This window comes from Pseudobdellovibrionaceae bacterium (assembly GCA_015163855.1).
Classification (GTDB): Bacteria; Bdellovibrionota; Bdellovibrionia; order Bdellovibrionales; family UBA1609; genus JAAOIH01.
Genome location: JAAOIK010000010.1, coordinates 31,229 through 52,118 on the forward strand (window position 1 = coordinate 31,229; position 20,890 = coordinate 52,118).

The following is a 20,890-nucleotide window of genomic DNA, read 5'->3' on the forward strand; positions in this document are numbered from 1 at the left end:
GTTACACTAAGTTTACTAATGCATTTAAAATTTTATGTGCCGATTGCTTAGAGGCTTCTATTACTAAATTATGCTCTAAAGCTTTTTGGTCTCCTAAACCACAAGCCATATTGCTAATTAAGGATACCCCCGCCACAGTAGCCCCTAAATGATTTAGGGCTATGCTTTCCCAAACGGTAGACATTCCCACAGCTTGCAAATTCCAAGAGGCAAACAGCCTCACTTCTGCAGGAGTTTCAAAACTTGGTCCGCTTAGGCCTAAATACACCCCTTCATTAACCTCTAAGTCTTCTTTTTTAAGAGAATTTTTTACGGCTTTTGTAAGAGCTTTGTCATAACAAGAACTTAAATCTAAAAATCGAGGGCCTAAGGCTACATTGTTTTCATCTGTTGGGTTAGGGCCGTGCAAAGGGTTTTTTCCTGTTAAATTAACATGGTCATTTATTACCATTACCGATCCTACAGAAAATTTTTCTGTTAAACCGCCAGCCGCATTAGTTAAAATAAACTTTTTTGTTCCTGCCATTGCTGGCTCGGTAACGGTTTTAACCACTAGCTTAGAGTCTAAACCTTCATAGCCATGCAACCTTCCCACTTGTATGCAAATAGTCGCTTTGGTTTTTTGATTTTCAAAATAATAATAAGCTCCGCCATGCCCCTCCACAGAAGTAGCACATAAACCAGGAACTTCTGCAAAGTTTAGTACCAGCTTTTCTTTCCACACCTCAGAAAAACGCTGATCTTGCTTTAAGCTATTAAGGGCTTGCCCATAACCTGAGCCCAAAACAAAATGAACTTCTGGAATATTAATATTGGCTTTTTTATACTCTGATTTTAAAAATGCACTCATAGCTAAAGCTTTTAGTACATTTTGTAGACTTAATCAACAAAAGAGAATTTTTTTTGTTGGCCTTCTTAAACTTTCTTAAAGATTTTTTTTAAATTCTAAAGACTGCAAGTTCCCTTGCCTGTCTACACTAACAATAGCCCTACCTACAGCCTCTTCCCCTTTAAACAAAATATAAACTTTTCCCTTTTTGTTAAATCGAGCCAGTTTTAAGGTTGTAAATTGTACTGCCCATAATCCTTTGTGCTTTTTTACAAATCGAGCTGCGCTAGCAATTTGGATAAACTTTCCATTAGAGGAAATCGCTTTAATAAATAAACCTTCTGTTTCTACAGTGTAACGGCCACGCAGGGATCCAAAAATAAAACCCTCTAACTGGCTTGGCTGCTTTGCCACACTGGCCACTCCTCGCTTTGATCCACTTAAATAGGCTTCCATGCTAGCTAAACTGCGACCAATGCTACTAGCCAAACCGCGGCCTTCCTTTTTAGAGTCGTTAGTAGATAACCATAGTGATTGCACTCCAACAGTTAGTACAATCATTCCCAATAAGGTAGAAATAACACGACCGCCTAAAACCGCTTTAAATTTTTGATCGGCGTCCAAAGCTTTTTTAATGCTGGTAGTTTTAGAACCCGGAAAGTTAACTATGTTTTTTACTTCTTTATTTTCTGCTTCTTTCGAAGTAGCGCTTGCTTTCGTTTTTGAAGAAGGTTCGCTAAAAGTGCTGTCTGTTTTTTTTATTTTTTCTGAAAAATTGATAATATTACTTTTGTTACTCATACCAAGCTAACGGCACAAGTAAGCAAAAGCTAAATAATAATTTTACAGTTCTAGCCTATAGGCTATGCAAGGTTTTTTAATTATTTACGCAAATAGTTTAAAGCCGAACCTGCCCAAAACCATTTAATTTGTTCTGTGTTTAAAGAGTGTACTAATTCCACCTCGTTTTTAGTATCATCTTCGTGAGTAATGGATAAAACCATGTTTTTTCCCTCTGCTAACTCAGCAATATTTTTAATACACATGGTGTCTTTTTCTTGAATTTTATTATAATCCTCAAGGTTTAAAAAAGTAAAAGGCAACACTCCCTGTTTTTTTAAATTGGTTTCATGAATTCTAGCAAAACTTTTTGCAATAACAGCCACCGCTCCTAAATGACGAGGTGTCATGGCTGCATGTTCTCTACTACTTCCCTCTCCATAATTTTCATCGCCAATAACTACCCAAGGTTGATTGTTGGTTTTGTAAAATCTAGCAATTTGTGGAAGGGGAAGAGACTCTTGTCCATTTAATAAATTATTTCCTTTCCCCGGGGCAGAGGTGTACACATTATTAGCCCCAATTAACAAGTTGTCAGAAATGTTATCTAAGTGTCCTCTAAATTTTAACCATGGCCCTGCGGGGCTAATATGATCTGTGGTGCACTTTCCCTTAACCTTACATAAAACTTTAATGTTTTGATACTCCACAGGCTTTCTTTCAAAAAATGGAGTTAGTAATTGCAAGCGCGTCGACTTTGCGTTAACCGCCACCTTTTCTTTTTTTCCACTGGGCTTTTGAAACGATTGCATGTCTACAACAAAACCATCTGCAGGCAACTCTTCGGCTTGAGGGGCAACAAATTTAAATTCTTCTCCGTTATCTTTGGTAATGCTGTCTCTTTGAGGGTCAAAATCTAAACGACCAGACAAGCCCATGGCCATTACCATTTCGGGGCCGGCAATAAAAGAAAGCGTTTCGGGATTGCCGTCATTTCGCGACTTAAAGTTACGATTAAAACTACTAACAATGGCATTTACTTTTCCTGGTTCAATATCTTTTCGATTCCACTGGCCAATGCAAGGCCCGCAAGCGTTGGATAAAACCACAGCGCCCACCTCTTCTAAAACTTTTAACTGACCATCTCGAGAAATGGTTTTTTTTATTTGTGAAGACCCTGGAGAAATAAAAAACCCTGACTTCATTTTTAAACCCGCAGCCAAAGCTTGTTTAGCCAAGTGCGTGGCTCGACCCAAATCTTCATAAGAAGAATTGGTGCAAGAACCAATTAAGGCTACAGATAATTTTTCTGGCCATTGGTTGTCGGCAATTTCTTTTTTTAATTCACTTAAAGGTCTGGCCTTATCTGGACTATGAGGCCCCACAATATAGGGTTCCAATTCGGATAAATTAATTTCTACCACCTCGTCAAAATATTTTTCTGGATTTTTTTGAACCTCTTTGTCGGCTTGCAATAAAGTGGCATGCTCTTCTGCTAAACTAGCCAAGTCACCCCGCTCTGTGGTTCGTAAATAAGTAGCCATTCGTTTATCGAAAGGAAAAACCGAGCAAGTGGCCCCTAGCTCTGCACCCATATTAGTAATGGTAGCTTTGCCCGTACAACTAATCGACTCGCAACCGTCTCCAAAATATTCTATAATTTTGTTTGTTCCACCTTTAACAGTTAGTAAGCCACATAGTTTTAAAATAACATCTTTGGCCGAGCTCCATGGTTGTAGTTTTCCTGTTAACTTTACTCCTAGTAAGCGAGGGGCTTTTATTTCCCAATCTAAGTCTGCCATTACATCCACAGCATCAGCGCCCCCAACACCTACGGCTAGCATACCTAAACCTCCCGCATTGGGAGTGTGCGAATCGGTTCCAATCATTAAGCCACCAGGAAAAGCGTAGTTTTCTAAAACCACTTGGTGAATAATCCCCGCCCCTGGTTTCCAAAAATCAATATTATATTGCGAAGCCGATGCGGATAAAAAGTCATACACCTCTTTATTTTCTTGAAAAGTCACAAGCATATCTTTTGACTCCCCTTCTTCTGCTCTAATTAAATGGTCACAATGAATGCTTACAGGTACTGCGGCCTCTTCTTTTTTAGCTAACATAAATTGCAACATAGCCATTTGCGCCGTAGCATCTTGCATGGCCACACGATCGGGGTTTAAAAACACAAAACTTTCTCCTCGTTTTACAGAGCGCAAAGAAGGCTCGTCAACATTGGCCATATGTCCAAAAAGAATTTTTTCTGCATAGGTAAAAGGGCGGTTTAAAGTTTTTTTAGCTAAAGTTATTTTTTTATTGGCTTGTTCATAAACAGATTCTACAAGGTGGATTGCTGTTTTTATAGACATAGGTCTTATTCTCCTGTTTTTGTTATTTCTAAATGCTTTCGTTTTGACTTTAAACGAATATAGCAATAAACTTGTAGCACTCTTGTAGGGAAAAGGCTATAAATTTTATGCACTGCCTTACAGTAAAAAATAAAAACCAAAGGCTCTCATGTTTAAAAAAAATCTATTTGCTGTTTTTGTATTTGCCACTGTTAATGTAGCTTTAGTTAACCAAAGCTTTGCAGGTTGGTTTATAGAACCTTATTTAGGCTATGAGGCGGGGCTTGCAATCTTAACGCCAATACCCACAGGGCCAATAGATTCTTCTTCCGGTTTATTAGATAACCGTATTGACGGAATGTTTTTTGGAGCTCGAGTTGGTTATAATTTTTTAAACTTTGTGGGAGGCCTAGAACACTCTTTATCTAAATCGCAATGGAAAAAAGAAGCGATTTCGCCACAAGATAGTTTTGTATTTGCAGGCCTTGGACTTCCAGGAATTCGATTACTGGCTGCTTTCGGTCTAAGCCATAAATTTCAATTTAAAACTATTCCTTTTTCTGGAAAAAGTTATAAGTTAAGCCTAGCCTTTACAGGAACTCCCTTTATTAATATTAATATAGAATATTTATGGAGAAAGTTTAACAAACGTAATTCTGTAACTGTCTCTAGTGCTAACAATTCTCATAAAATGTTACGAATGAATATTAGCTTACCCTTACCGTAAATCTTTTATTGCAAGTAAGCCCTTAATGTAATTTTATTCCACAGTCTTTAAAGTATTTTGCTAAAGACTGTTTTTGTTTTTCTAATTCTTCGCTAGTCCAAAAGTATTTATGAGCAAACAAGGCTTCCACTTTGCACAACACCTTTGTTGTTAATTTTTGTCGCATATCTAAGGTCGTGTGGTATTGAAAAAAATCGGACAGATAAAAACACATTCCTTTTTCTATAGCATCCGCGGCTGCACTAATTACATCCTTGGGTGACTCAAGATTAGGTAAAGTGTCTAGCTTTTTTTGAGAGGTTTTTTTTATGCTTTTATTGGCTTTGTAAATATGATTTATAATGTCTTTTGACATTTTTCTATGAGTGGTAAACTTGCCTCCAACAACCATGCTTACATGCTGTGCAACTAAACCAATCCAATGTTCTCGACTTTTAACTCCATTGGATTTATTGGTAGTTGCAACCAGGGGGCGAACTCCCGAAAAATAAGACACGCAATCTTTTTTTTGTAAATTTTTATTAGGAAAAAAGGCATTAACTTCGCTTAACAAATATTGAATATCTTCTTCTTCTGTTTTTGCCAAACTAGGGTCTTTGTAAAAAGGCGTCTCTGTTGTTCCCACTAAAGTATATTCTCCGCTGGGAATTACAAAAATAATGCGCCCGTCTTTGTTGGAGTTTATAACTATGGCTTCTTCACAAAAAAGCCGCTCTTTTTTTATATACACATGAGAGCCTTGGCTTAAACTTAAAAAAGGCTTCCAGTTAGAAAATAATTTTTTTCCTACAATGTCTGTCCAAGGGCCTAGGCTTAAAAGTACATGCTTGGCCGTGATGGAAAAGTTTTGATTTAGCAATTTATCATACACTTGTATTTTATTTACTGCTTGAGAAGGGTTTTTTGACGCGTTAGTTTTGGTGGACTGTTCTGCGTTAGCGTTGGTGGGTTGTTCTGCGTTAGTTTTGGTGGTCTGTTCTGCACTGGCTACAGTTTCGATTTTTATTACCTCAGAATAATTACTTAAAACGGCTCCCTGCTTATGGGAGCTTAATAAATTAGCCCGAGTTACTGCTACATCATTCATTTGTGCATCTGTATATAAAAACGCACCTTGTAGATTTTCTGCTTTTAAGTGCGGGTATTTTTTTAAAATTGCTTTTGTATTTAAAAAAGTATGTTTTCCTCCCTTAAACAAAGACAAACAATCATACAACCAAAACCCCAAAGACATTTTCCACTTAGGAATTCGATCGCCTTTATATATTGGAAAAACAAACGGCAACTTTTTTACCAAATGTCCATTATGCTTTAGTAACCAACTTCGCTCTTTTAAAGATTCAAAAACCAACTTAAAATCCCATTGCTCTAAGTAACGCAAACCTCCATGAATTAATTTACTAGTTCTAGAGCTGGTGCCTGACCCAAAGTGTGAAGCCTCTAAAAGGGCCACCTTTAAACCTGCGTGGCTGGCCTGATTAACAAAGGCTGTGCCAACAATCCCTCCCCCAACCACCACAATATCAAACTCTTCTGTGGTCAATAGCTCTCTATTTAGCTGTCGGCGGGCAAAATTAAAGCTTTCCAAATTTAGCTTATATTTTTTTTCTAAGGTTTGTATTTTTAAAGTAAAGGACATATATATAAACCTTAAAGGATTTTATAAAATGCCTCAATTTAATTTATCAGATATTAAAAAAAAAATAGACACTGCCTTAACCAAAGCACAAGACCCTGTTGCCGTTTTTGATGCCGACGGAACGGTTTGGTCTGTTGATGTGGGCTTTGGCTTTTTTCACTACCAAGTTCAGCAAAATTTACTACCCACTTTAACCGAAGGTGCTAAAGCAAAGCATCAAGAGGAATATGAAAACTTAGAAACCCGCCACAAAGCGCTTTTGTGGCTAGCCCAACTTAATAAAGGCGTTCCTCTTGCAACGCTACAACAATGGGTTAAAGACTATGTGGCAAGCATTGCACCCATACCCTTTATTCCCGAACAAGTAGAATTAATTAATTATTTACAAGAAAAAAAAGTAAAAGTTTTTATAGTTACCGCTTCTGTAAAATGGGTTGTGGAGGTGGCTGCTGCACTTTTAAATATTCCGCCCGAACAATGCATTGGAGTAAAAACAGAAGTTCATGACGGAATTATTACCGACATTCAATCTGGAGAAATCACTTGGGGAGATCAAAAGTTAGTGGAGTTATTAAAACACACTAACGGAGTTAAACCTTTGTTGGCTTCGGGAAATAGCATGGGCGATTTGGCTTTACTAGAAAATGCTAGCGCCGTTTCTTTGGCGATTTCGAAAGCGACTTTGGAGGATACTACTGAAGAAAATCTTGAATCGGAAGCAAAATTGCTTTCTATTGCAAAGGCTAAGGGGTGGTTTTGGTTGGGGTGATGGGTGGTTTTGGTGCGAGGTAAAGATATTTACTACCAAGTCTATGAAAGCTCTGCTAATTTTTCTAACTCTGAAAGCTCTGCTAACTCTTTTGCAGATAAAACAAAAAATTTAGTTTTACTACACGGGTTTATGGGCTCAACCTTAGACTGGAACCCTTTAGTTAACTTTTTACTAGCACAATTGTCAGGGCCTTTAAAAATTATTTCTATTTTACTTCCGGGGCATACTCAAGAAGTGTCTAATTCTTTAAAAAATAATATTTCCACAGGCGATTTTAGCAAAATTCAAAACCTCGTTAATAGCTCTAATAACTCCTTGTCCAAATTAGCCCAGCAAGTTTTAGAAATTCAAAAAAAAGAAGAGGCTTTAGATTGTCACTACCTAGGTTATTCTATGGGAGGACGATTGGCCACGGAACTTGCAAACTTAAACCCTCGTACAGAAACTTTAATTTTAGAATCTAGCTTTACGCATTGGGAAAACAAAGAGGCGCAAAACTTAAAAAAGAAGGAAGACTGCTTTTTGCTAAAACCTTTATTAAGTTTAACAGATAACTTTAAAAAAGAAGAAAAAATCGGTAGCGAAAGCAAAGACGATTTGTTGCACAAAAATTTTAAATCTTTTTTATTAAATTGGTATAATTTAAATTTATTTAAAGGCTTAGATCAAAATAAAAATTTTTCTTTATTATTAAAAACGCGCATGCAACAAAATGTTAAGCATTTGCACGAAGCCTTGCAGGCTTATAGCTCTAGCACTGTAAATTCTTATTTAGATGTTTTAAAAAAACTGCACTGCCCTGTTTTTTATATTTATGGTGACACGGACACTAAGTATAAAGCTATTGGCTTAAATTTAAAAAAAATAATTTCTTCTGTTAACTTGCAAGAAATTAAGAATGCTAGCCATAATACTCACTTTCAACAAGCTTTGCATTTTAACCAAACGCTATTAAATATATTAAAGTTGAATTCTTAAACCTTGGTTTAAAAATTTATTTTTGCATTAAAGCTTCAATCTCTGCTATTTCTTTAGGGGCTTTAGCACTTAACACTAAAGCTTTTCCCTCGGTAATAACCACATCGTCTTCAATTCTTAAGCCCATGCCTCTTAATTCTTTAGGGGCTGATTCGTCATTAAGCGGAATATATATTCCCGGCTCCACAGTGATGCACATATTTTTTTGAAACTTGTGTAAAGCTTCGGGGCCGTCATCGTGAACATCACTTCCTAACCAATGGCTAACTCCATGAGGATAATATTTTTTGTATAATTGTTTTTCTGTGATTTCTGATTTTTCTTGTTTAAGTAATTTCAAGTTTTTCATTAAGTCGATTAATTTATCCACCGAGTAATCTTGCATCTCTTTTAAAGATTTATTAATTTTTGCAAAGCTAATTAATTCTTTTTGAATTTTTAAAAGTTCGCCATAAACCTCTTTTTGAATGTTGCTAAACTTTCCATTAATAGGCATTACTCGAGTAACATCACCTGCGTAATAGTTATACTCTGCCCCCGCGTCCACAGTTAATAGCTCTCCATTTTTGCAAACACTATTGTTTAAAGTATAATGCAAACAAGTGGCATTGCTTCCACCAGCAACAATTGCCCCATAAGCTTCTCGGTCAGAACCATGCTTCATAATTGTGTTTAAAAAAACACCATATAGCTCTCGCTCATTTATTTCTGGCTTACAGGCTTTCATAATGGCAATATGGCCAAAGGCGCTAATGTCGGCCGCTTTTTGTAAATAACTAATTTCTGTTTCTGATTTTACAGCACGCAATTGGTTAAATAAAATTCTTGCATCCAAAAGGTCTTGAACCGCTTGCCCCTTTTTTGTATGACCAATTTTTCCGCGAAGGGTTTTTATTTTTTCATCTATCTCTGTATTTTTTCCAAAACTATAATACATTTTTTTAGAGGTACTTAACAAAGAAGGCATTATTTTAAAAAAATCTTCTATATCGTAAACTTCTTCGGCTAAACCTTCTTGTTTGGCTTTTTGTATTCCGTAAAGCTCCCCCTCCCAAAGTTCTTTAACAGGGTTTTTTTTCTGTAAAAATAAAACGCTTTCTGGAACTTGGCCAGGTCTAAACACAAAAATAGAATGCTCTTCTTCAAATTGCGTTAAGTAATAAAAACAACTATCTTGTCTAAAGGGGTGTGCAACATCTTTATTGCGAATATGATTTTTAGCAGAGCCCACAACTAAGCAAGAATTTTCTTCCATTAATTGCTTAGTTTTTTTTAATCGATTTTTAATTTCCATGGTAAATTCTAGCACACTTAATCGCCTTTTTCCAACGGCCTAAAGTGGCCTTTCTTGCAGAACTGGTCATTTTGTTTACAAATACCTTGTCTGGTTTACAAAACTTTTTAATTTCTGACAAATTGTTCCAGTAACCCGAGCCTAGGCCTGATAAAAAGGCTGCTCCCTTAATAGTGCTTTCTACATTTTTTAAACGAATAATTTTTTTATTTAAATAATTGCTTTGCATTTGTAGTAGTAAATTATTTTTACTAGCCCCTCCATCTACTTGTAAAAACTTTAACGATAAACCCAAGTCTTCTTCCATGGCTTTTAATATATCCACATTTTGTAGGGCCAAAGCTTCTAGACAGGCGTAAGCCATATTGCCTTGGCTAGTTCCTCTGGTTAAACCTAAAAACATTCCCCTTACATTGGGCTGCCAATATGGAGCACTTAAACCATTAAAGGCTGGAATAAAAACCACGCCATCAGCGCTTTTTGCTTTTTTGGCCAAAGCTTCTATTTTTTCGCTACTATTAAAAAATTGTAATTTGTCTTTTAACCACTGAACACTGGCTCCACAAATAAAGGCCCCTCCCTCTAAGGCGTACACGGCTTTTTTTTCACCCTTAAACTGCCAAGCCACAGTGGTTAGTAATTTATTTTTAGAGCGAACTTTTTTATTTCCTGTATTTAATAAAATAAAACTTCCTGTGCCGTAAGTGCATTTTGCTTCGCCTTTTAAAAAAGCACCTTGTCCAAAAAGGGCAGCCTGTTGATCGCCTGCCACTCCCGTAATCGGAATACCTTTAGGTAATATTTTTAAACCCTTCGTGACCCCAAACAAACCTGTGCTTTCGATGATTTGTGGTAAAGTTTTTTTGGAAACTTTAAATACTTTTAATAACTCTTTATCCCACTTTAAAGTATCAATGTTCATTAACTGTGTTCTTGAGGCGTTGGACACATCGGTTTTAAAACTTGCACCACCAGTTAATTTGTAAATTAAAAAAGCATCTATTGTGCCTATTTTTAAATGTTTATTATTTTTTATTTTAGAGGAGTTTTTTAAAAGCCAGTGCATTTTAGAGGCCGAAAAATACGGGTCTATAGGAAGGCCTGTTTTTTTATAAATTAGTGATTCTAAATTTTTCTTTTTTAGCTGCTTGCAAAATTTTTCTGTTCTTCGACATTGCCAAACAATGGCATTGCTTAACGACTTTCCAGTTTTCCCATCAAAGGCCACCACCGTTTCTCTTTGGTTAGTAATGCCAATGGACACAATATTACTTGCTAAAACGCCTGACTTTTTTAAAACTTGCTTTACTCCCCAAACAACACTTAGCCAAATCTCTTCGGGCCTATGCTCTACCCAGCCGGGTTTAGGAAAAATTTGTAAAAATTCTTTATTGGCTTGCGCAACAATACTGCCTTTATGATTAACTAAGGCCACAGTAGTTCCTGTTGTACCTTGGTCAATAGCTAAAATATATTTTTGCACACTCATACAAACATTTTAAACTGGGTATAGCAGTTTTTACAACCTATAAAAGTATTTGAAGAGAGACCCTGTCCCTAAATGACTTTTTTAGAATCAAAGGCGTCTCTTACGCCCTCGCCAATAAAATTAAAAGCCATGATAGAAATAAACATGGCCAAAGAAGGGTAAATGGCTAACCACCAAGCTACGGTAAATTGCTCTTTTCCTTGGCGTAAAAGTTCGCCCCAACTAGGAGTGGGGGCTGGTAATCCAAAACCCAAATAATCTAAAGTAGCAAGTCCCGCAATACTTCCTGCAATAACAAAAGGGGAAAAAGTAATAATTGGCACTAAAGCATTGGGCAAAATATGGGTAAACATTAAGCGAAAAGTACCTCCCCCCATAGCGCGAGAACTTTCTACAAATTCGCGGTTTCGTAATTTTAAAAACTCGGCTCTCATGTAAATAGAAATGCCCATCCAACCAAAAAATACAAAAAATCCTACTAACAAAGGAAAGCTTGCTCCAAAAATAGACACCATAATAATTAATAAAAATAACCCTGGTAAGGATTCTATAATTTCTACAAACCTTTGCCCAATTAAATCCACCCAACTTCCAAAAAAACCCATAAGTGCACCTAAAAAAACACCAACTATGTAGCTAGTCACCCACACCAACAAAGCAAACCCCAAACTATAACGAAGGCCATAAACTAATCGCGCAAGCACATCTCGACCCCTATCATCAGAGCCCATCCAATGCGAAGAGCTGGGTGATGCGGGATAGCCCTTTAACGCTTTATCCGTTTCAAAAGGGTTCCACTTAATTAGTGGCCAAATCATTTTGGTATCAGGATTTTGTTTTTGTAACTTTCTATAATCCATAACAAAGGCTTTGTTTTGATTAAAGGTTGAGGGGTGATAGGTTTTTACTACCGGAAAATAAACACTGCCCTTATATATCAACGCTATGGGTTTATTGTTTACCCAAAACTCTGCGGTAACACTAATAAACATCATTAACGCTACCAGCGCCAAACCAAAAACAGAACGCTTCGAGGCAAAAAATCGCCGCAAGCGCTTTAATGACTGTTCGTTTTTAATCCATTTTTCTAACACACTGGTCCTTTGATAAATTACATTTTATTTAAAGTTCATACGAGGGTCTACTATGACATAAATAATATCACTGATTAATCGACCCACTAGCGTTACACAACTCGTAATAAATAATAACGCCATAATAACATTATAGTCTCTATCTAAGGTGGATTTAAAACCCAAAAGGCCAATTCCATCTAAGTTAAATATTTGTTCGATAATTAAAGAGCCTGCAAAAAAAACACCAATAAAACCACCAATACCCGTTACTACAGGGATTAATGCATTTCTTAAAGCGTGTTTATAAATGACCTTGCGTTCGTCTAAACCTTTAGCTCTAGCGGTTCTAACATAATCTTTTTTTAACTCCCCTAGTAAAGAGTTTTTCATTAGTAAAGATAAAACCGTAAAGCCACCAATCATGTAACAAATTAAAGGTAAAATAAAATGATGAATGCGATCTTGTACTTTTCCCCAAAACGATAAGTTATAATATTGGTCAGAGTACAAGCCTCCCAAAGGAAACCAATCTAAAAACGAACCTCCTGCAAAAAAAATTAAAAGCAAAATTCCTAGCATAACAGAAGGGATAGAATACAACACAAACAAACTTCCCGAAGCCGCAAAATCAAAAGCCGTGCCTTCTTTTACTGCCATACGAATACCCAGGGGGATACTAATTAAATAAGTTAATATTAAAGAGATTACTCCAAATTGCACAGACACAGGAAGCTTGCTAATAATTACATCAATAACAGGCTCTTCATAAGAAAAACTTTCTCCAAAATCTAAGGTAAGAATATTTTTTAACCAAATAAAATAACGAATATGAACGGGCTTATCAAAACCATATTGTTTTTTTAAAGCCGCAATAACCTCGTCAGACACTCCATAATTAGAATTACTTGTGGAGGTGGCCGAAGCTTCTCCTCCCGAAGAAGTATTTCCAAAACGAATTTCTTTTAACCTTTGTTCTACGGGGCCACCTGGGGCTGCGTTAATAATAAAAAAAGAAACCAAGGTGATTCCTATAAAAGTAGGGATCATCATTAAAAGGCGCTTAAGAATATATTTAAACATAAATTAAAAAGTTTTTTTTTACTCTGCTTTTGCTTTCCAAAAATCTGTACCTATACTATATTTATAAGTGGGTTTTTTCATATCCATACGACCAGTATGCCCATATAGAGTGTATTTATCATTAAACAAAAAAACATAAGGGGCATCGTTAGCAATTAGCTCAAAAACTTTTCTAAAAATGCGTATGCGTTTTTTTCTGTCAGAAATTAATCGCCCTTTTTCAATAAGATTATCCACTTGTTTATTGCTATAGCTGATAAAGTTAGAGCCACCATTTTTACTGCTAGAAGAGTGCCATATTTGTTTAGGGTCTATTTCAATACTGCCCGACCAGCCTAACATAACGGCTTCGAATTTTTTTTCATCTAAAGCTTTTACAAAAGAATTCCACTCCACTTGTTTTAAAACAACATCAATCCCTTCTTTTTTTAAGTCTTCTTTATATATAGTTAAATATTTTTCAGAAGCTGCGCTTGCAAACAATAAAGTAAATCGAAACGGCGTTAATTTTCCATTAATATTTTTTTCTAAAATTCCATCTTTGTTAGAATCTTTCCAGCCTGCGGACTTTAATAACTTTGCTGCTTTTTTAGAAGAAAACTCTAACGGCTTTACGCGAGGCGAAGCGTAATCACTTTGTATGTACCATGGGCCTGTGGCCAAAGTACTCATGCCGTGTTTAAATTTTTTGTTCATTAAGTCTCGATTCATTAAATGCGTTAAAGCTTGTCTTACTTTTTTATTTTTAAACATTGGCTTTTGTAAATTCCACCCAACAAAACCAAAACCCTTGCCTGATTTATTAGCCACTTTTTTTGCAAATACTTTAGTTCCCCAAGGTTTACCTTTGGTTTTTTTTACAAACTGGTCTGCAGTTAAGCCCACAAAGTCAATTTTTTCTTTTTTTAAAGATTCAAATCGTAAATTTTCATCTCGAATAATTCGAATAAAAATGCGATCAAATTTATAAGCTTTCGATAAGTATTTTGTTTTATGTCCCCACCACTTTTTATTTTTCTTTAATGTAATAGAGCGCCCTTTGTCGTACTTTCCTAAAATATAGGGGCCACTTCCTAAAATCACTTTATTCAGTTTCTTTTTTGGATCTTTGTAAAAATGCTTAGAAACAATTTGCATACCTGCAATAATGCTTAAATTTTGAAAATAGCGCTTTTTAATATAAAACCTAACTACTAGCGGAGAAATTACCTTTACCGATTTTATATTTTCGTAATAAGGTCTTTGATGGGCCGCCTTAAATGCGTCATCCATAATAGCATCAAAGCTAAATTTTACATCTTCTGCTGTTAAGGGTTTTCCGTCATGAAACTGTACCCCTTTTCGTAAATAAAAAGTGTAGTACTTTTCTTTTGGCCCAACTTCATAACGCTCTGCCAGGCCTGGTTTTAATTTATAATTATTAATATTGCGAACTAACAAAGTATCGAAAACATAAACCTGCACCTGGCTAGAATATGTATCAGAACTAGAAAAAGGGTTAAGGGTAGTGGGTTCGGCAGAAAAAGCGATGTAAAAGGTTTTTTCCTTCTTAGTTACGCTGTTTTTATTGGTAGATTTAGAGTTACAGCTTATCACACTTGCCAGCGCGAGTAATAATAGTAATTTCATAACTTTTCCTTTTACATTTATCTATTTATTTTTCTTCTCAATATTTCCTTCCCACCAACAGAAGATTACACTTTGAACCATAAATATCAAGCCATACCGCCTTACACTAAATCACTGTTTGCAAAGTCTTTAAAAAATAGGCAAAATCAAGCCTGTGTCTTCTTTAAATAAAACAAATTGGTACTATCAAAAATTTAAAAAATACTTAAGCAACAAGTACAATAAAGAAATTTTATTTTTTTTATCCATATTAGAGGCCATTATCTTCCCCTTTCCCATTGATCCTCTTTTAATAGGAATGGGTGTACTAAAACCCAAAAAAGCTTGGGCCTATTCTTGGATAGTTGTTGCAGGCACCGTTACGGGCGCTATCATAGCCTATGCATTGGGCTTGTGGGGTTGGCAGTACATAGAGGGCTGGGTTTATACTTATCTTTTTAGCCCAGAAAAAGTACAAATTATTACTAAACAATTTCACAGCCATAGCTTTTTGGCTTTATTTTTAGCCTCTTTTACTCCCATTCCCTTTAAAGTCTTTACCTTAACCGCGGGAGCTATTAAAGCTCCCTTTGTTCCTTATTTATTCGCTTGCATTGTAGGTCGCATATGCCGTTTTGTTCCTCAGGGCATTTTTATGCACTTTTATGGCAAAAGGGCTGGTGTATTTTTAGAAAAATACTTTAATGCCATTAGTTTGGGCATAGGCGCTATACTACTTCTTGTTTTTTTTCTTTGGAAGTATCTGTAAGGCACAAGCTTCTTGCTTTTTTTTACAAAAAGTCTTTAATAAAAAACTATGATCACTGGAGAAAACCTTTTTGCACAACCTAGCTCTTACAAAACCGCTTTGGTGGTGGTGCAGGCGGCTCCGTGGGAGGTAACCTCCTCTTATGGAGGGGGAAGCTCCTTAGGCCCCAAGAATATTGTTCAAGCCAGCTCGCAATTGGATTTTTTTAATTTTGCTAAAAAAAATGAGCCCAAGCCCTTTGTTTATATGCATAAAATCGACCCCGAGATTTTAACATTAAGTCGTAGCTTGCAAAAAGACGCGCAAAAAATTATGCAAGCTTGCGGGGCACATGGCGACAATCCAATAGACAGTTCATTGTCTACACTACAAAAAAAAATTAACTCCGAATCAGAAAAGTTGAATAATACAATTTACAACAACACCCTTAAAACCTTAGAAGACAAAAAAATTCCAGCCCTATTGGGAGGAGATCATTCGGTATCTTTTGGAGCTATTAAAGCCTGTTTAAAAATCTATAAAAATTTAAGCATTTTGCATATTGATGCCCATGCCGATTTACGAAAAAACTACCAAGGCTTTGCCCACTCGCACGCCTCTATTATGTATAATGTTATGGAGCTAAGTACTAACCCTGAAAAACTATGCTCGGTGGGCGTTCGTGATTTTTGCCAACAAGAATACGATTATTTTCAAAAAAAAGAAAATATTAAAATATTTTTTGACGAAGATTTAAAAACCGCTAGCTTTCAAGGAACTTCTTGGGCCAAACAATGCGAAGCAATTATTTCTGAACTTGGCGAAAATGTTTATATTTCTTTAGATGTAGACGGGCTTCAGCCCAGCCTTTGCCCAAACACAGGAACTCCCGTCCCCGGAGGATTAAGTTACAACCAATTTGTGTTTTTACTAGCTACACTTTCTAAACACAACAAAAAAGTGGTGGGCTTTGATTTGTGCGAAGTCAGTTGCGGAAGCTCCACTTCCCAATGGGATGCAAATGTGGGGGCTAGATTATTATTGAAAATGTGTTTGGTTTGCCATAATCAAATGCTGTAAATACTGTGTGTCGCCCGACAAACCCTGCAAACATTGCAAGGCTTTTTCACTATCCTCTTTTAGCTGTTTTTTAACAAAGGCTTTGTCGCCCTGTTTATCTACTAAATCATCTGCCCATTGAAACGCTCTTCCTAAATACATAGAAAAATTCAATAACTTTTGTTCTGCTTGGCTTTCTATTTTTTCTTCGCCCTCTTTTGCCTTTTTATAAATACTAACTACTCCGCATACCGAGGCCTTAATTAAGGCTCCTGTTTTTAATTCGTTACAGGTTTTTCGAGGCATGGACGGAAAGCTGTTGTCTTTTTTATCATTGGGTATTTTTTTATCTAAAACTAAATCCCCCACTTGCCCTAACATCATTGCGCTAGAACCTGTGGCATTGATAATTTCTGTAATTAACGACACACACAAATTTGAAGATTTTATTGTTGGTGATTTTAAGTCGAAGGGCTTTAAGCCCCGCATCTCTAAACCTTGTGCCCCTGCACTAGAAAAATATTTGGTCAACACCGAAAAGGCTTCTACCAAAAGGCTATTGCCCGACAACAAAGCCAAGGCTTCGCCAAAAACTTTATGATTACTTGGCTTACCTCTTCTTAGGTCATCATTATCCATGCAAGGCAAATCGTCGTGAATTAAAGAAAAATTGTGAATCATTTCTACAGACAAAGCCCACGGCAAAACGCTTTTGTAATTTAAACCCAAAGCTTTGGCCACATAAATACTTAATAAAGGGCGAAAGCGTTTAGTTTTAGCAAGCAAAGTGTAAGCAACAGCCTCTTTTAGTCGTGCCTGTGGAGCAGTTTTTTGACTAAATGTGGTTTCTATATATTGAAAAGCAAAGTGATTAAACTCTTCGATAAAAAATAAATCTTCTTTGTTGGGAAAGTTAAGCATTGTCATTATTGGATAATTATAAAAGTAAGTGGTTGCGTTTTTACAGGTCTTCTATTTTTGCTTGCCCTTGCTCATTAACTGCTACTAATTTTTGCACCTTTATTTCTGCCTTGCTTAGTTGGTCTTGGCATTCTCTAGAAAGCTTAACCCCTTTTTCAAATTGTTTTAAAGAGTCTTCTAAAGATAATTTACCTTCTTCCATTTTAGAAACTACTTTTTCTAAGTCTTCTAATTTTTTTTCAAAACTCATGTCACTCTCCCTTTTTATTTGCTTGTTTTATTTACTTGTTTTTTTTCGTTTGTTTTTATTATTTTTTTTACTTCCACTTGTAGGTGTGCATCACTTAATTGCGCTAGTAACAAGTCTCCTTTTTTTACTTGAGAGGTTTTTTTTACCAAACTTCCCTGTTCATCTGTTAGCAAACTATAACCCCTAGATACTACTTTTAATGGGCTTAAGGAATCTAAAACAGCATTAAAAGTATTTATTTTTTGCTTTTGCTTTTGCAGTGTGTTTTTTATTAATAAATCTAAACGATGGCGAAGCTCATCACACCTTAGGCTGGCCTGCTGCAAAGCGGTTTGCGGGTTAATTACTTTTGCCTCTAATTGTAATAGTTTTTCTTTTTTTCTTTGTAGTGTGGATTGAAAACTTTTAATTAACTGTAGCTTTAAAAAATTAATTTTTTCTAATAGCTCTAAGCTATTTTTTACCACCAGCTCGGCAGCCGCCGAAGGAGTGGGAGCTCGCAAGTCGGACACAAAATCTAAAATACTAAAATCTATTTCGTGCCCCACGGCAGAAATTACCGGTATGGACGAGGCAAAAACAGCTCGAGCTAAAGCTTCGTCGTTAAAAGCCCATAAATCTTCTAGCGAACCGCCTCCCCTTCCCATAATAATCACATCGACATTTTTTAAAAATGTTATTTGTTTAAAAGCCTTAAGCAAAGACGCAGGGGCTTTTTCGCCTTGAACTAACGCGGGGATTAGGGTGACTTTTATATTGCGCGCTCTTCGCTGTAAAACATTTAACATATCTTGAAGCGCTGCTCCTGTGGGAGAGGTAATTAAAACCACATGCTGAGGGTACGGGGGTAAGGGCTTTTTATTTTCTTGTAAAAACAAACCCTCTGATCGCAATTGGTTTTTTAGTTGTTCAAAGGCTAGTTGCAAAGCACCTAAACCTTGCGGTTCCATATGCTCGCAAAATAATTGGTAGGTGCCGCGTGGTTCGTACACGCTTAATTTTGCTTTTACTAAAACTTCCATTCCGTCTTTGGGCTTAAACTTTAATTTAGAATTATAACCACGAAACATCACCACTCTAATTTGTGACTTACTATCTTTTAAACTAAAATAATAATGCCCCGAGGAGTGAGCTACAAAGTTAGAGATTTCGCCCTTAATATAAAGGTTGGGCAAGTCACCCTCTAATAAAGAACGAATATAAGCGTTAAGGCTAGATACAGAAAAGGCAGTTGGCTTTTGTGCAGAATTCGTTTGGTTTTCTGCATCTTTACCGCTTTGAGCGTTTTTAGTATCTTTATCGCTTTTAAGGTTTTCTGTGTCTTCGGCGCTTTGGGCATCTTCAAAACTTAACTGGCTCATAGCCTTGGTGATAGCAAATTTTTAAAAAAAAGGCACGAGAATTTAGATAAAATTATTTTCTGCTTTTTTTGGACCCTACGGCAGGGCTAAAGACCGCTTTTGTTGAGTGGCTTATTTTTGTTTCAATGTGAAACAAAACAGGGCTTTAGTTTAAGGTTCTCTGTTTTTTTTCCGATTGTATTGTTAGGATTAATAACCTTCTGTGGCGTAATTTTAAAGCCTATAATATTAATTCAGGGGACTGTCCCTGGTGGTGGTGTGTTATGCTTAGCTATGTCTAAGAAACCTAAAACTATCATATGGTCGCCCACTTAAAGCAAAGGCTTTAAGAAAACCACAGAAGGTATTTTTTATTCTTAGGAGTTGCTATGAAAGGTTTCAATAAAAAATGGATACTTTGTTTTTTAAGTGTGTTTGTGGTTACTGAGTTTGTGGCTGCTCGGGGTATAGGTGACGATTCTATTAAATTAGTATTAAACAGCACCTCAGACGCAGAAGCGCTTGTTAAAAAGTCCTGCGAAGAGCGGCAAGAAACTAGAGCAAAAAAGTTCAGAACGGTATGTAGGTTGTATGGCAAAAGCATTGGTCAAAAGAAAAGTGACGCTAAAGAATGCGAAGAACAAATAAAAAAATGTGAGGCTATAAAAAATTTCTCCTTAAACGACGGTGAAATTGAAAGCCTGTTTAAAGGTAAAGAGAAAAGCGAAATTGAAGACTTGCAAAAATGGAAAAAGAACCTTGACGAATTACAAGCAGAAGAGGAGCCAGATAACTCTGAAAATAAAACAGAGATTACAGAGCTTGAGGCAAAAATACACAAAAATGGAATTTCTAAATACTGCCCTTTGGCTGAGGCTTACATAGATCACCAATACCAAAAAGAAAAAGAGAGCAACAAAGACGAGGTGAGCGAAAAAAGAAAGAAAATAGAAAAAATAAAAGACTCTATTGAAGAGCTAAAAACTAAAAAAAATGTGGCTATGAGCAACAGAGATGACGAAATCTTTCAGCTAAAAGAAGACGGCGCCAAAAACGATCGAAAATACTTAAAGAGTATAAAAAACTTAGAGAAAACAACCAAAGACAAAATAACTAAACTGTTAGAGAGCGTAGAACAAAATCGTAAAACTGTTCAAGGTATAGATTTAGCAATACAAGAACTACTAGTCGAAGAAAATGATGTAGCCCTTAAAAGAGAAGAGCAGTGTTACAAGCAGTCCACACTGGCTTTAAAAAAGTACAGAGAAGACCGAGTAGAAAGAGTGCTTAATGGCACTAACCATGTCTCTTTTTCCACTTTGTTAAAAAGAGCAAAGACTAGCCAAAAAACGAGAGACCGCCGGTACAGACAAAAAAAACAAGCCCAGTGCCTTAACGCCCCTAGCAAACAAAAACGATTAGCTTTTGAACACAAAAGATTTTTAACCAAGAAAAAAGCCTTAAGAAAAGCCCAAGAGGCAGAAATTAAAAAAATGAAAGAAGCTTCGGCTAGCCAAGCAAAAATTGACCACGAAGAGCATATCGAAAGGGGTGAGTTAATAGAGGCAAATACTAAAGTTATGGCCGCTTTATCAGAGCAAGTGGGCTTAAAAGCTAAAGAGTTTGAAAGAAAAATTCAAAACTTTGATGAAAAAATTAAAAACAAGCAAGGCTTACTAAATACAACCATCGATGAATTAGGCGAACTTGAACATTCTGACCTTGCCAAACAAGCAGCACTTATAAGTAGCAAAAAGAAAAGGGATTATAAAAAAATTAAGGCTATTGAAACCTACACCACAGCGGCAGAAACCCTTACCGAGTTTAATGAGGAGGGCACAATCGACTGTGCCTCTGCTGCTAGCCAAGCCGGTGAGGCGCGTAGGTAGCGTCCCCTAACCAATGTCGCCACATCGCGTTACACCCTCTAAAACCCACCTACAGCCTTGTCTTTC

General features: G+C 36.4%; 18 protein-coding genes and 1 other RNA gene. 7 read left to right on the forward strand and 12 right to left on the reverse strand.

Annotated features, from left to right (window positions below):
- Nucleotide 1: 1 nt before the first annotated feature.
- The 3 genes from HAW63_01480 to HAW63_01490 form a co-directional block, all read right to left on the reverse strand.
- Complete coding sequence (locus HAW63_01480; GenBank protein MBE8162643.1) at nucleotides 2-850, reverse strand: purine-nucleoside phosphorylase; 849 nt, start codon at nucleotides 848-850, stop codon at nucleotides 2-4.
- 75 nt (nucleotides 851-925) lie between these two features.
- Nucleotides 926-1,630 carry a hypothetical protein gene (locus HAW63_01485; GenBank protein ID MBE8162644.1) on the reverse strand — a complete coding sequence of 235 codons (705 nt, stop codon included), beginning with the start codon at nucleotides 1,628-1,630 and terminating at the stop codon, nucleotides 926-928.
- Between the two features lie 80 nt (nucleotides 1,631-1,710).
- Nucleotides 1,711-3,975, reverse strand: a complete 2,265-nt coding sequence (locus tag HAW63_01490) for an aconitate hydratase (protein ID MBE8162645.1) — start codon at nucleotides 3,973-3,975, stop codon at nucleotides 1,711-1,713.
- A gap of 148 nt (nucleotides 3,976-4,123) precedes the next feature.
- Here HAW63_01490 and HAW63_01495 point away from each other — a divergent pair, with 148 nt between their 5' ends.
- Nucleotides 4,124-4,681 carry a hypothetical protein gene (locus HAW63_01495; GenBank protein MBE8162646.1) on the forward strand — a complete coding sequence of 186 codons (558 nt, stop codon included), beginning with the start codon at nucleotides 4,124-4,126 and terminating at the stop codon, nucleotides 4,679-4,681.
- Nucleotides 4,682-4,703: 22 nt separating this feature from the next.
- Here HAW63_01495 and HAW63_01500 read toward each other — a convergent pair whose 3' ends face one another.
- Entirely contained in the window at nucleotides 4,704-6,320 is a 1,617-nt protein-coding gene (locus HAW63_01500) for an FAD-dependent oxidoreductase (protein ID MBE8162647.1), read from the reverse strand.
- A gap of 28 nt (nucleotides 6,321-6,348) precedes the next feature.
- On the opposite strand from HAW63_01500, the gene HAW63_01505 reads away from it, so the two are divergent.
- The gene (locus HAW63_01505; protein ID MBE8162648.1) at nucleotides 6,349-7,089 is read left to right on the forward strand and encodes a haloacid dehalogenase-like hydrolase; all 741 of its coding nucleotides are present in this window, start codon (nucleotides 6,349-6,351) and stop codon (nucleotides 7,087-7,089) included.
- A 3-nt stretch (nucleotides 7,090-7,092) separates the two neighbouring features.
- Nucleotides 7,093-8,070 carry an alpha/beta fold hydrolase gene (locus HAW63_01510; protein MBE8162649.1) on the forward strand — a complete coding sequence of 326 codons (978 nt, stop codon included), beginning with the start codon at nucleotides 7,093-7,095 and terminating at the stop codon, nucleotides 8,068-8,070.
- 16 nt (nucleotides 8,071-8,086) lie between these two features.
- Here HAW63_01510 and HAW63_01515 read toward each other — a convergent pair whose 3' ends face one another.
- From HAW63_01515 to HAW63_01535, 5 genes are all read right to left on the reverse strand, one after another.
- Entirely contained in the window at nucleotides 8,087-9,379 is a 1,293-nt protein-coding gene (locus HAW63_01515) for an aminopeptidase P family protein (GenBank protein ID MBE8162650.1), read from the reverse strand.
- The gene (glpK, locus tag HAW63_01520) at nucleotides 9,354-10,853 is read right to left on the reverse strand and encodes a glycerol kinase GlpK (protein ID MBE8162651.1); all 1,500 of its coding nucleotides are present in this window, start codon (nucleotides 10,851-10,853) and stop codon (nucleotides 9,354-9,356) included. The genes HAW63_01515 and glpK overlap by 26 nt, the downstream gene beginning before the upstream one ends.
- A 68-nt stretch (nucleotides 10,854-10,921) precedes the next feature.
- Nucleotides 10,922-11,947, reverse strand: coding sequence for an ABC transporter permease subunit (locus HAW63_01525; protein MBE8162652.1), 1,026 nt, complete (start codon nucleotides 11,945-11,947; stop codon nucleotides 10,922-10,924).
- 24 nt (nucleotides 11,948-11,971) lie between these two features.
- Entirely contained in the window at nucleotides 11,972-13,009 is a 1,038-nt protein-coding gene (locus HAW63_01530) for an ABC transporter permease subunit (GenBank protein ID MBE8162653.1), read from the reverse strand.
- Between the two features lie 18 nt (nucleotides 13,010-13,027).
- Entirely contained in the window at nucleotides 13,028-14,638 is a 1,611-nt protein-coding gene (locus HAW63_01535; protein MBE8162654.1) for a peptide ABC transporter substrate-binding protein, read from the reverse strand.
- 154 nt (nucleotides 14,639-14,792) lie between these two features.
- On the opposite strand from HAW63_01535, the gene HAW63_01540 reads away from it, so the two are divergent.
- Complete coding sequence (locus HAW63_01540; protein MBE8162655.1) at nucleotides 14,793-15,386, forward strand: DedA family protein; 594 nt, start codon at nucleotides 14,793-14,795, stop codon at nucleotides 15,384-15,386.
- A gap of 48 nt (nucleotides 15,387-15,434) precedes the next feature.
- Nucleotides 15,435-16,445 (forward strand): arginase, encoded by a 1,011-nt coding sequence (locus HAW63_01545; protein MBE8162656.1) that lies wholly within the window; start codon nucleotides 15,435-15,437, stop codon nucleotides 16,443-16,445.
- On the opposite strand, the gene HAW63_01550 is transcribed toward HAW63_01545, so the two are convergent.
- Genes HAW63_01550 through xseA form a run of 3 tightly spaced genes read right to left on the reverse strand, consistent with a single transcriptional unit; the run spans nucleotide 16,404 to nucleotide 18,956 of the window.
- A complete protein-coding gene (locus tag HAW63_01550) occupies nucleotides 16,404-17,351 on the reverse strand; it encodes a polyprenyl synthetase family protein (protein ID MBE8162657.1) in 948 nt (315 codons plus the stop codon). The two genes, HAW63_01545 and HAW63_01550, sit on opposite strands and share 42 nt — an antisense overlap.
- 34 nt (nucleotides 17,352-17,385) lie before the next feature.
- Entirely contained in the window at nucleotides 17,386-17,595 is a 210-nt protein-coding gene (locus tag HAW63_01555) for an exodeoxyribonuclease VII small subunit (GenBank protein MBE8162658.1), read from the reverse strand.
- A gap of 14 nt (nucleotides 17,596-17,609) precedes the next feature.
- On the reverse strand, nucleotides 17,610-18,956 hold the full coding sequence (gene xseA, locus HAW63_01560) for an exodeoxyribonuclease VII large subunit (protein MBE8162659.1): 1,347 nt from the start codon (nucleotides 18,954-18,956) through the stop codon (nucleotides 17,610-17,612).
- A 191-nt stretch (nucleotides 18,957-19,147) separates the two neighbouring features.
- Between xseA and ssrS the strand changes: the two genes are divergently transcribed.
- Nucleotides 19,148-19,306, forward strand: a non-coding RNA gene (ssrS, locus tag HAW63_01565) — 6S RNA.
- Between the two features lie 18 nt (nucleotides 19,307-19,324).
- Nucleotides 19,325-20,824: a hypothetical protein gene (locus tag HAW63_01570; GenBank protein ID MBE8162660.1), complete on the forward strand. Its 1,500-nt coding sequence runs from the start codon at nucleotides 19,325-19,327 to the stop codon at nucleotides 20,822-20,824.
- The last annotated feature ends 66 nt before the right edge of the window (nucleotides 20,825-20,890 follow it).